General features: G+C 59.8%; 11 protein-coding genes. 8 read left to right on the top strand and 3 right to left on the bottom strand.

Annotation, left to right across the window (positions count from 1 at the left end; genetic code table 11):
- The first annotated feature begins 17 nt into the window (after positions 1–17).
- From phnL to phnP, 4 genes are read left to right on the top strand one after another with little or no spacing between them, the layout of a single operon-like run.
- On the top strand, positions 18–698 hold the full coding sequence (phnL, locus tag PGR09_RS19095; protein ID WP_396280012.1) for a phosphonate C-P lyase system protein PhnL: 681 nt from the start codon (positions 18–20) through the stop codon (positions 696–698).
- Positions 695–1,831, top strand: coding sequence for an alpha-D-ribose 1-methylphosphonate 5-triphosphate diphosphatase (gene phnM / locus PGR09_RS19090; RefSeq protein ID WP_430916424.1), 1,137 nt, complete (start codon positions 695–697; stop codon positions 1,829–1,831). Before phnL ends, phnM begins: the two co-directional genes overlap by 4 nt.
- Positions 1,831–2,394: a ribose 1,5-bisphosphokinase gene (gene phnN / locus PGR09_RS19085; protein WP_045396519.1), complete on the top strand. Its 564-nt coding sequence runs from the start codon at positions 1,831–1,833 to the stop codon at positions 2,392–2,394. The genes phnM and phnN overlap by 1 nt, the downstream gene beginning before the upstream one ends.
- A 15-nt stretch (positions 2,395–2,409) precedes the next feature.
- Positions 2,410–3,168: a phosphonate metabolism protein PhnP gene (gene phnP / locus PGR09_RS19080; RefSeq protein WP_430916423.1), complete on the top strand. Its 759-nt coding sequence runs from the start codon at positions 2,410–2,412 to the stop codon at positions 3,166–3,168.
- A gap of 21 nt (positions 3,169–3,189) precedes the next feature.
- Here phnP and yjdP read toward each other — a convergent pair whose 3' ends face one another.
- Positions 3,190–3,543 carry a DDRRRQL repeat protein YjdP gene (yjdP, locus tag PGR09_RS19075; protein WP_045396524.1) on the bottom strand — a complete coding sequence of 118 codons (354 nt, stop codon included), beginning with the start codon at positions 3,541–3,543 and terminating at the stop codon, positions 3,190–3,192.
- 70 nt (positions 3,544–3,613) lie between these two features.
- Positions 3,614–5,899, bottom strand: a complete 2,286-nt coding sequence (locus PGR09_RS19070; RefSeq protein ID WP_430916422.1) for an ATP-binding protein — start codon at positions 5,897–5,899, stop codon at positions 3,614–3,616.
- A 189-nt stretch (positions 5,900–6,088) separates the two neighbouring features.
- On the opposite strand from PGR09_RS19070, the gene PGR09_RS19065 reads away from it, so the two are divergent.
- Genes PGR09_RS19065 through PGR09_RS19055 form a run of 3 tightly spaced genes read left to right on the top strand, consistent with a single transcriptional unit; the run spans position 6,089 to position 9,573 of the window.
- On the top strand, positions 6,089–7,609 hold the full coding sequence (locus PGR09_RS19065) for a sugar ABC transporter ATP-binding protein (protein WP_045367893.1): 1,521 nt from the start codon (positions 6,089–6,091) through the stop codon (positions 7,607–7,609).
- Positions 7,606–8,604, top strand: coding sequence for an ABC transporter permease subunit (locus PGR09_RS19060; protein ID WP_045380370.1), 999 nt, complete (start codon positions 7,606–7,608; stop codon positions 8,602–8,604). Before PGR09_RS19065 ends, PGR09_RS19060 begins: the two co-directional genes overlap by 4 nt.
- 27 nt (positions 8,605–8,631) lie before the next feature.
- Positions 8,632–9,573 carry an ABC transporter substrate-binding protein gene (locus PGR09_RS19055; protein ID WP_015368709.1) on the top strand — a complete coding sequence of 314 codons (942 nt, stop codon included), beginning with the start codon at positions 8,632–8,634 and terminating at the stop codon, positions 9,571–9,573.
- Positions 9,574–9,606: 33 nt separating this feature from the next.
- Here the strand turns inward: PGR09_RS19055 and PGR09_RS19050 are convergent, their stop codons facing one another.
- Positions 9,607–10,341, bottom strand: coding sequence for a response regulator (locus PGR09_RS19050; protein ID WP_042894288.1), 735 nt, complete (start codon positions 10,339–10,341; stop codon positions 9,607–9,609).
- A gap of 272 nt (positions 10,342–10,613) precedes the next feature.
- On the opposite strand from PGR09_RS19050, the gene PGR09_RS19045 reads away from it, so the two are divergent.
- Positions 10,614–10,922: molybdopterin-dependent oxidoreductase (locus tag PGR09_RS19045; RefSeq protein WP_316423244.1), on the top strand; the 309-nt coding region annotated here is incomplete at its 3' end.

The following is a 10,922-nucleotide window of genomic DNA, read 5'->3' as shown; positions in this document are numbered from 1 at the left end:
ACCCCGAGAGGGCTAAAATGATCCGCGTTGAAAACATCCATAAAACCTTTGTTCTGCACCAACAGCACGGCGTACGTCTGCCGGTGCTCGCCGACGCTTCGCTCTCCGTTAACGCCGGGGAGTGCGTGGTGCTGCACGGCCATTCCGGCAGCGGCAAATCGACGCTGCTGCGCTCGCTGTACGCTAACTATCTGCCGGACAGCGGTCATATTCATATCCGCCACGGCGACGAATGGGTGGATCTGGTGACCGCCACGCCGCGCAAGGTGCTGGAAGTGCGTAAAACCACCATCGGTTGGGTCAGCCAGTTTCTGCGGGTGATCCCGCGGATATCCGCGCTGGAAGTCGTCATGCAGCCGCTGCTTGAGCTCGGGACGCCGCGCGAAGAGAGCGCCGCTAAAGCCGCCCGTCTGCTGAGCCATCTCAACGTGCCGGAGCGTTTGTGGCATCTGGCGCCATCCACCTTTTCCGGCGGCGAACAGCAGCGGGTCAACATCGCCCGCGGTTTTGCGGTCGACTATCCGATTTTACTCCTTGATGAACCCACCGCCTCGCTGGATGCCAACAACAGCGCCGCGGTGGTGGAGCTGATCCAGCAGGCTAAAGCCCGCGGCGCGGCCATCGTCGGTATTTTCCATGATGAAACGGTACGCGGCCAGGTCGCCGACCGCCTGCACCCAATGGGTATCACAGTATGATAATCAATAACGTAAAGCTGGTACTGGAAGACGAAACCATCGACGGTTCGCTGGAAGTGCAGGAGGGGCGGATTTACGCCTTTGCCGAAAGCCAGAGCCGGCTGCCCGGCGCCCTCGATGGCGAAGGCGGCTGGCTGCTGCCGGGGCTTATCGAACTCCATACTGATAACCTGGATAAATTCTTCACCCCGCGGCCAAAGGTTGACTGGCCTGCACACTCGGCGATGAGCAGCCACGATGCTTTAATGGTCGCCAGCGGCATCACCACCGTACTCGACGCCGTGGCGATTGGCGACGTGCGCGACGGCGGCGACCGCCTTGAGAATCTGGAAAAGATGATCAACGCGGTGGAAGAGACGCAAAAACGCGGGCTTAACCGCGCCGAGCACCGCCTGCATCTGCGCTGTGAACTGCCGCACCACACCACTCTGCCGCTGTTTGAAAAGCTGGTCGACCGCGAGCCGGTCACTCTGGTGTCGCTGATGGACCATTCGCCGGGTCAACGCCAGTTCGCCAACCGCGAAAAATATCGCGAATATTATCAGGGCAAATATCAGCTCAGCGGCGTGCAGATGGAACGCTTCGAAGAGGAGCAAATGGCGCTGGCGGCGGCCTGGTCGCAGCCTAATCGCCAGGCTATCGCCGCGATGTGCCGGGAACGCCAAATCGCTCTCGCCAGCCACGACGACGCCACTCATGAACATGTCGCCGAATCCCACCAGCTTGGCAGCGTGATCGCCGAATTTCCTACCACGTTGGCCGCCGCGCAGGCTTCGCGCCAGCATGGAATGAATGTGTTGATGGGGGCGCCGAATATCGTGCGCGGCGGCTCGCATTCCGGCAATGTCGCCGCGCATCAACTAGCCGCCAGCGGCCTGTTAGATATTCTCTCTTCCGACTACTACCCCGCCAGCCTGCTTGATGCCGCTTTCCGTATCGCCGATAGCGACGACAACGCTTTCACGCTGGCGCAGGCTATCCGTCTGGTCAGCAAACATCCGGCGCAGGCGCTGGGTCTGCATGACCGCGGCGTCATCGCCGAAGGCAAACGCGCCGATCTGGTACTGGCGCACCGCCGCGGCGAGCACGTCCATATCGATCACGTCTGGCGTCAGGGAAAGAGGGTCTTTTAATGCCTGGAAAACTGATTTGGCTGGTCGGCCCTTCCGGGTCGGGAAAAGATAGTCTGCTGGCCGCGCTGCGCCAGCGTGAGCATCCGCAACTGCTGGTCGCGCATCGCTACATCACCCGCCCGCACCAGGCGGGCTGCGAGAACCATATTGCGCTGAGCGAGCATGAGTTTTTCACCCGCGCCGAGCGTAATCTTTTCGCCCTCAGCTGGCATGCCAACAATAATTACTATGGCGTCGGCGTGGAGATCGACCTCTGGCTGCATGCCGGTTTTGATGTCGTCGCCAACGGCTCGCGCGCGCATCTGGCGCAGGCGCGAGAACGTTACGATGACGTACTGGTACCGATTTGTCTCGAAGTCTCACCACAGGTGTTGCGCCAGCGGCTTGAACAGCGCGGCCGGGAAAATGCCGTGGAAATCGACCAGCGACTGCAACGCGCCGCGCGTTATAAACCGGCCGATTGCCTGACGTTGAATAACGACGGCAGCCTTGGGCAATCGGTAGAGCGTTTCTTCCAGCTGTTGCGCCAGCACGCCGGGCGTGAAGAGAATCAGCATGCCTGAGGATAAGGTAATACGATGAGCCTGAGGATCCGCCTGACCGGCACCGGCGGCGCCCAGCAGGTGCCGGTCTTCGGCTGCGACTGCGCCGCCTGCCAGCGCGCCCGCGCCGATGCGCGCTATCGCCGCCGCCCCTGCAGCGCGGTGGTGCGCTTTAACCATGCGGTCACGCTGCTCGACGCCGGGCTGGCAGATTTGGCGGAACGCCAGCCCGCGGGTAGCTTCCAGCAGATTTTATTGACGCATTACCATATGGACCACGTACAGGGGCTGTTCCCCCTGCGCTGGGGCGTGGGCGATCCGATTGTGGTGTACGGACCGCCTGATGATGTGGGCTGCGACGATCTGTTTAAGCATCCCGGCATCCTCGATTTTAGCCACACCGTTACCCCCTTCACGGTATTTGAACTACAGGGGCTACAGGTCACGCCGCTGCCGTTAATCCACTCAAAGCTGACCTACGGCTATCTGCTGGAGTCGGCGCACAGCCGGGTGGCCTGGCTTGCGGATACCGCCGGGCTGCCGGAGAAGACGCTGAAGTTTTTACTTAATAATCAGCCGCAGGTGATTGTCATCGATTGCAGCTACGAGCCCAGAGCACAGGCGCCGCGCAACCACAGCGACCTGAATACCGTGCGCGCGCTGAACCAGGTACTTGGCTGCCCGCGGGTGATCCTCACTCATATCAGCCATCAGTTCGACCAGTGGATGATGGATAACCCGCTGCCGAAAGGTTTCGAGGCGGGATACGACGGCATGGAGATCGTGCTCGATTAGCCGGCAGCGTGACCGGGAAAATCAATAATCGTTGTCGAGGCGGCGCTGATCGCTTTCCAGCTGGCGGCGATCGCTATCGAGCTGGCGCTGGCGCTCATCCAGCTGGCGACGGCGGTCGTCAAGCTGCCGCTGGCGATCGTTATATTGCTGCTGATTATCCCTACGCTGCTGGCGGCTGCCCTGATAGCTGCCGTCATCGTAGCGTCCGTCGTCATAGCGCCCGTCATCGTCGTCGGAACGGCTGCTGCCCGGATTGTAGGCATCGTTGATGGCTTGCTGAATATTGCCAATAGCGTCATCAATAATATCGGCGTGGGCCAATTGGCTGCTCAGCGCCAGCGTGCAAAAAAACAGAGCGGTTGCGTAACGTTTCATCGGGGCCGGTCTCATCAGAGTACTGGCGATACCTTAATCAACCCTATTTGCCGCGTGTAGCGGATGAATCTCAAATCCGCGCCATCGCCGCACGCAACGCCTGCGCCAGCTGCGTACGGGTAAAAGGCTTGCGCAGCCGTTCCACCTCCGGCAACGCCGGGTTATGCGCCGGGCGCAAATCCTGGCCGCTAATCAATAGCAGCGCCACCGCCGGGAAACGGCGTTGCGCTTCGTGAATGACCTCGGCGCCGCTCAGCCCGCCGGGGAGCATTAAATCGCTAATCAACAACGCGATATCCCCGGAGGCCGCCAGCATCTCCAGCGCCTGCTCGCCGCTTTGCGCCTCCAGCGTCAGCCAGCCCAATTGATGCAGCTGCTCGCATAACGTCTGGCGCACATCGGCTTCATCCTCCAGCACCAGCGCTAGCCGCTCGCCGGTCGCCATCGGTTCGCTATCCAACGGCGGTCGCTCCTCCTCCACCGCTGACGTGGCTCGCGGTAGCTGTAAACGTACGGTGGTGCCCTGCCCCGGCGCGCTTTCAATCGCTACGCGCCCGCCCGACTGGCGCACAAAACCGTACACCATCGACAGCCCTAGCCCGCTGCCGCTACCGGTCTGTTTGGTAGTAAAAAAGGGCTCGAAGACCTGCGCTTTAATTTCCTGCGACATGCCGCTGCCGTGGTCAATCACCTCCAGCGCCACCATATCCTGACGTCGTCCATCGCTACGGGTGACCCGCTGGTTCCAGGTGCGTAGCGCGATAATGCCTGACCGCCCCTCCATGGCGTCGCGGGCGTTCATCACCAGGTTGATGATCGCGTTTTCCAGTTGTCCGACATCGATCCATGCCGGCCAGGCGGGAGACTGCGCTTCAATTTCGAGACGCAAAGAGGCAGGCAGCGAATGGCGCATCAGCTCGCAGACGTTCTCCAGTAACGGTTGCATCGCCACCGCCTGCGGGTTCAGCGCCTGTTTACGCGAAAAGGCCAGCAGACGCTGGGTAAGTAAGGCGCCGCGTTCGGCAGCCTTCAGCGCCCGCGATATCCGCGGCGCATCGCGCTCATCCGGCTGTACCAGTTCGAGGCTGCCGATAATAACCGCCAGCAGGTTGTTAAAATCGTGCGCCAGGCCACCGGTAAGCTGGCCGACGGCTTTCATTTTTTGGCTATGCAGCAGCGCCTCCTCCAGCCCCTGTCGCTCAAGGCGGTCAATCTCCATCTGGGTGGTTTTCTCCCGCAGCAGACGGGTGGTGTGCTCAAGGGAAGCGGTATTGCGGGCGAAAACGTTAAAGGCGCGCGCCAGTTCGCCAAGCTCATCGCGCCGCTGCAGAGCCGGCACCGTCACATTCTGCTCGCCGTGCGCCAGCCGCGACATCGCGCCGGATATCGCGTTCAGATTAAGGCCGAGATTACGATAGATATACCAGCCGGCGCAGCCGGTAATCGCCAGCGCCAGCAGCGCCGCCAGCAGGATAAACGTGCTAATGGAACGCAACTGCCGATGGCTTTGCGCCGCTCGCGCCTCAGATGCCTGGGCGACTCTGGCAACATACTGATTAATATCGTCATTAAGCAGCGCAACCAGCGCTTTGATATGAAACATATACCAGCCGATCGCCAGATCGCTCTCTTCAAGCTGCGCCGATAGCGGCGCCAGCCGCGCCAGCTCGGCGTTGAAATCCGGCAGGATAAACGCCCGCTCAGAATCGCTATCATTACGCGGTAAAAAGCGTCTGATTTCATCGAGCTGCAGAACGATCGAGCGCGGCGTGGCGGTGTGTATCGCGGCAACGATCAGCCGGTCCATTTCGTTTAAGCGCTGAGGATCGATCGCCGGTTTACCCTCGCGATCGTTGAGATCCTGCAAATGGCGCAAATAGCTCTGGTTTTGATACAGCGCGCTCAGCAGTTCATTGCGCTGCAGGTGGCGGCGCTGCCCGCGCTCCAGCATGCCGGCGACGCTCTGCTGCAGCTCGTTGCTGCGGCGGATAATGCTCGCCACCAGCGTCTGTTCCTGCCGCGCCAGCGGCGCCGAAGCCAGTTGGCTCAGCGAATGCTTCAGCGCCTGTTGGGTTTCCAGCAGACGTTCCGCTTCGCTTTTATACTCCAGCGCGCCTACTACCTGCGACAGTCGCACCGCCGCGGTAGCGACGTTCGCGGTATCGCGCGCCAGATTCATACTGCCGCTCATGTCGCTAAGCGTTTGCTGCTGTACCTGCTCCTGCAACTGGCTGGCATGGCGAAAACCAAATATCGCCACCCCGGCGACCATTAACGTCACCGCCACCATCAACAAGTTAAATGACAGCAGGCGACCGCGGGCGCTAACGAAAAAATGCGGGTGATGGGAAGACATAGCGGCTCCGGTCTGGCGTTTTCTCCCATCATTCCCGGACTGTCGCCGAAGGTGAAGAAAATTTCACTGCGTAATTGTGATCTGCATTAACTATTCAAAAATATGACAATTATGAATGGCCGATGACATCACCCATTTACGTTGCGGTGATGAAGTGCCGATATCGACAACGCAGCCAGGAGAGCAGGCATGCAGGGAACACCGGTGCTATCCATGCGCAACATCGCCAAAGTTTTCGGCAAGTTTTATGCGCTGAAAGGGGTGGATCTGACGGTCTGGCCCGGCGAGATCCACGCGCTGATGGGCGAAAACGGTGCGGGAAAAAGTACGTTGATGAAGATCCTCGCCGGCGCCTATACCGCCTCCAGCGGCGAGATCCTGATCGACGGACAACCGCAGACGATCAGAGGCCCGAAAGATGCGCTGGCGGCGGGGATCACCTTGATCTATCAGGAGATGCAGCTGGCGCCGAACCTCACCGTCGCGGAAAACATTTTCCTCGGCAGCGAGCTTTCCCGCGGCGGTCTGGTACAACGCAAAGAGATGGAGTCCCAGGCGCAGGCGGTTATCGACCGGCTCGGCGCGCAGTTCAAAGCCAGCGACCGGGTGATGAAGCTGACTATCGCTGAACAGCAGCAGGTGGAAATCGCCCGCGCGCTGCATCGCAATAGCCGCATTCTGGTGATGGATGAACCTACCGCCGCCCTCTCCTCGCGAGAAACGCAGCGCCTGTTTGAGCTGATTTTGCGCCTGCGCGATGAAGGGATGGCAATCATCTATATCAGCCACCGCATGGCCGAAGTGTATGAACTCTCCGACCGGGTCAGCGTGCTGCGCGATGGCCAGTATGTCGGCAGCCTCACCCGCGACCACCTTAGCGCCCCCGAATTAGTGCGCATGATGGTTGGCCGTCCGCTTAGCGATCTGTTCAATAAAGAGCGCGATATCCCTCGCGGCCAGCCGCGCCTGCGGGTGCAGGATCTCAGCGACGGCGGCAAAGTGCATCCCAGCAGCCTGGTGGTGCACGCCGGGGAAATCGTTGGCCTCGCCGGGCTGGTCGGCGCCGGACGTTCCGAACTGGCGCAGCTGATTTTCGGCGTCCGCAAAGCCACCGCCGGGGTGATTGAAATCGACGGCGAACCGGTGGTTATTCACTCGCCGCGCGAAGCTATCGACCTCGGGATCGGCTTTCTGACCGAAAACCGTAAGGAACAGGGGCTGTTTCTCGAACTGGCGGCGCAGGAGAACATCACCATGGCGACGCTTGAGCGCGACGCCAATTGGGGAATGCTAGACCGTAAGAAAGCGCAAACTATCTCCGATGACGCCATCCAGTTGCTGAACATCCGCGTCCCGCATGCTCAGGTGCGCGCCGGCGGGCTTTCCGGCGGCAATCAGCAAAAGCTGCTGATTTCACGCTGGGTGGCGATCGGCCCGCGCATTCTCATCCTGGATGAACCGACCCGCGGCGTTGACGTCGGCGCCAAAAGCGAGATTTACCGCATCATGAATCAGATGGCCCGCCAGGGCGTCGCCATTTTAATGATCTCCAGCGAATTGCCGGAAATCGTAGGCATGAGCGACCGGGTATACGTGATGCGTGAAGGCGCTATCGCCGGCGAGTTGCAGGTTGGCGAGATTAGTCAGGAAAGCATTATGACGCTGGCGACCGGCGTGAACGATTCTCACCTTAAGGCAGGACAAGCATGAGCATACCGAAAGAGACCTCCGCGCCGGCGGCGAAATCCGCCTCGGCAAAAAAAATGCTGATGGGCGACCTGATGCAAACCGTCGGCATCCTGCCGATTTTAATCCTAATCGTCGCGGTGTTCGGCTTCGTCGCGCCGAACTTCTTTACCGAAAGCAACCTGCTGAATATTACCCGCCAGTCCTCTATCAACATCGTGCTGGCGGCGGGGATGACCTTTATTATTCTTACCGGCGGTATCGATCTGTCGGTGGGGTCAATTCTCGGCACCACCGCGGTTGCGGCGATGGTGGTATCGCTCATCCCGCAATTCGCGATGCTGTCGATTCCGGCGGCCCTGATGCTTGGTCTGCTGCTTGGGCTGTTCAACGGCGCGCTGGTGGCCTTCGCCGGGCTACCGCCGTTTATTGTCACCCTTGGCACTTACACCGCGCTGCGCGGCGCCGCCTATCTGCTGGCCGACGGCACCACGGTGATTAACTCCGATATTAGCTTTGAGTGGATCGGCAATAACTATCTCGGCCCGGTGCCGTGGCTGGTGGTGATTGCGCTGGCGGTCGTGGCGGTATGCTGGTTTATCCTGCGCCGCACCACCCTCGGTATTCATATCTACGCCGTCGGCGGCAATATGCAGGCGGCGCGGCTGACGGGAATTAAAGTCTGGCTGGTGCTGCTGTTCGTCTATGGCATGAGCGGGCTGCTTTCCGGGCTCGGCGGGGTGATGAGCGCCTCGCGGTTGTACAGCGCCAACGGCAACCTCGGCGTCGGCTATGAGCTGGACGCCATTGCCGCGGTGATCCTCGGCGGCACCAGTTTCGTCGGCGGTATCGGCACCATCACCGGTACGCTGGTAGGAGCGCTGATTATCGCCACTCTTAACAATGGTATGACGCTGATGGGCGTCTCCTACTTCTGGCAATTGGTGATCAAAGGGGCGGTGATCATCATAGCGGTGCTAATCGACAAATACCGTACCCGACACCATCAAAGTGCATAACAACATCTTACCTGCGAGGAAAAGCGAATGCGTTTAAAACCGATAGTGACCGCGCTGTGTGCCGGCGCGCTGCTGGCCGCCTCCCCTTTTGCGTCGGCCAAAGATCTACAAGCGATAGGCGTGACGGTGGGCGACCTCGCCAACCCGTTTTTCGTGCAAATCACCAAGGGGGCCGAGCTGGAAGCGCGCAAGCTGGCGGGGGACAAAGTGAAGGTCACGCTGGTGTCCAGCGGCTACGACCTGGGACAGCAGGTAGCGCAGATCGATAATTTTATCGCCGCCAAAGTCGATATGATCATCCTCAACGCCGCTGATTCAAAAGGTATCGGCCCGGCGGTGAAGCGGGCGAAAGAGGCCGGGATCGTGGTGGTGGCGGTTGACGTCGCCGCCGAAGGCGCCGATGCCACCATCACCTCCGATAACACCCAGGCGGGCGCGATGGCCTGTAAATATATTAGCGATCGCCTGAACAACAAAGGCAACGTGGTGATTATTAACGGACCGCCGGTTTCCGCGGTGCAGAACCGCGTCGAAGGCTGCGAAACCGAATTCAAAAAACATCCGGATATCAAAATCCTCTCCGCCAACCAGAACGCTAAAGGCAGCCGCGAAGGCGGGCTGGAAGTGATGACGTCGCTGCTGGCGGCGAATCCGAAGATTGACGGCGTGTTCGCGATTAACGATCCAACGGCGATTGGCGCCGATCTGGCGGCGAAACAGGCGCAACGTAATGAGTTCTTTATCGTGGGCGTCGACGGCAGCCCGGACGGCGAAGAGGCGCTGAAGCGTAAGAATTCGCTGTTCGTCGCCACGCCGGCGCAGGACCCGCAGGTCATGGCGGCGAAGGCGGTGGAAATCGGTTATGACATTCTGCAGGGCAAGCCCGCGCCAGCCGCGCCGGTGCTGATCCCGGTGAAGATGATCGATAAAAATAACGTCAGCAGCTACAAGGGCTGGACGGTGAAATAACGCAGCAAAGCGGCTGACGGGCCTCTTTTCGCCCTACGCCGCTTTGTCGTTATGGATAACGTCAGCGGCGAAAACGTAGCCCAGCCCGCGCAGGGTTTTAATCAACGTGGGCTGATGCGGATTGACCTCAACTTTACGCCGCAGGCGCATGATCAGCACATCGATCGTGCGGTCGAATACTTCCATGCTCTCATTATGGGTCAGCGCCAGCAGCTGTTCACGGTTCAGAACCCGGCGGGCGTTTTGCGCCAGCGCCAGCAACAATCCATATTCCCCCTGGGTTAACGCCACGCTCTGCTGCTGGGGATTAAACAGCTCACAGCGGCGGGTATCCAGTCGCCAGCCGTTAAACAACAGCCCATGCTCCCCGCCCGGCACGAGGCTTTCCGCGCCGATCGCCCCGCTGCGCCGCAGCACCGCCTTTACGCGCGCCACCACTACCCGGGCATTAAACGGTTTGGCGATGTAATCGTCGGCGCCCATTTCCAGCCCGACCACCACATCCGATTCGCTTCCCAGGCCGGAAAGCATTATCACCGGTAGCTCAGGCCGCGTGCGCTGCAGCTGTTGTAACACCAGCAAACCATTGGTATCCGGCAGGATCATATCCAGCAGCACCAGCGCGATATCTGCGCGCCGGGCGACCGTCGCCAGCGCTTCGCCGCCGTTCTGGCAGGCCACCACCTCGAACGCGTGGGCGCCGAGCACGTCGCCCAGCAGCTCGCAGATCGCGGTGTCATCATCAATCACTAAAATGACCGGTTTCATGGTTTACCTCTGCCTGGCGGGAATAGTGTCAGTCTGGTCGATTGTGCAAGCGGGCGACGACAAATCCATTTTTCGCTGCCGTTTTTATAATCGGCGTCACATCTCCGGGCTTTTCGTCACGTCAAAACTGACGATGACCTGTTTTTCGTCAGCATTTCGCCCAAAAAAGCCGCGTACTATCCGTTAATACCCACAATGAAAACATGGCATAGAAGATGCATAGTGACGGTCGATTGCGCGTCAGCGCTAATTGATTAACTGGAGCAAAACCGATGAAAAAAGTCGTCACGGTTTGCCCGTATTGCGCATCAGGTTGCAAAATCAACCTGGTGGTCGATAACGGCAAAATCGTCCGGGCTGAGGCGGCGCAGGGGAAAACCAATCAGGGAACCCTGTGTCTGAAAGGCTATTATGGCTGGGACTTCATTAACGATACCCAGATCCTGACCCCGCGTCTCAAAACCCCCATGATCCGTCGCCAGCGTGGCGGCAAACTGGAAGCCGTCTCCTGGGACGAGGCGCTCGATTACGTCGCCACCCGCCTTGGCGCCATTAAAGAAAAATATGGCCCGGACGCGATC

It is taken from the genome of Klebsiella sp. 141251 (assembly GCF_050600725.1).
Classification (GTDB): domain Bacteria; phylum Pseudomonadota; class Gammaproteobacteria; order Enterobacterales; family Enterobacteriaceae; genus Klebsiella; species Klebsiella aerogenes.
Note: the sequence above shows the minus strand (reverse complement) of the source record. Positions and strands in the feature narration are given on the sequence as shown.

Coding starts and splice junctions, on each gene's coding strand:
- phnN (WP_045396519.1), top strand. CDS start 1,831: ATGCCTGGAAAACTGATTTGGCTGGTCGGCCCTTCCGGGTCGGGAAAA.
- PGR09_RS19065 (WP_045367893.1), top strand. CDS start 6,089: ATGCAGGGAACACCGGTGCTATCCATGCGCAACATCGCCAAAGTTTTC.
- PGR09_RS19070 (WP_430916422.1), bottom strand. CDS start 5,899: ATGTCTTCCCATCACCCGCATTTTTTCGTTAGCGCCCGCGGTCGCCTG.
- yjdP (WP_045396524.1), bottom strand. CDS start 3,543: ATGAAACGTTACGCAACCGCTCTGTTTTTTTGCACGCTGGCGCTGAGC.
- PGR09_RS19055 (WP_015368709.1), top strand. CDS start 8,632: ATGCGTTTAAAACCGATAGTGACCGCGCTGTGTGCCGGCGCGCTGCTG.
- phnM (WP_430916424.1), top strand. CDS start 695: ATGATAATCAATAACGTAAAGCTGGTACTGGAAGACGAAACCATCGAC.
- PGR09_RS19060 (WP_045380370.1), top strand. CDS start 7,606: ATGAGCATACCGAAAGAGACCTCCGCGCCGGCGGCGAAATCCGCCTCG.
- phnP (WP_430916423.1), top strand. CDS start 2,410: ATGAGCCTGAGGATCCGCCTGACCGGCACCGGCGGCGCCCAGCAGGTG.
- PGR09_RS19050 (WP_042894288.1), bottom strand. CDS start 10,341: ATGAAACCGGTCATTTTAGTGATTGATGATGACACCGCGATCTGCGAG.
- phnL (WP_396280012.1), top strand. CDS start 18: ATGATCCGCGTTGAAAACATCCATAAAACCTTTGTTCTGCACCAACAG.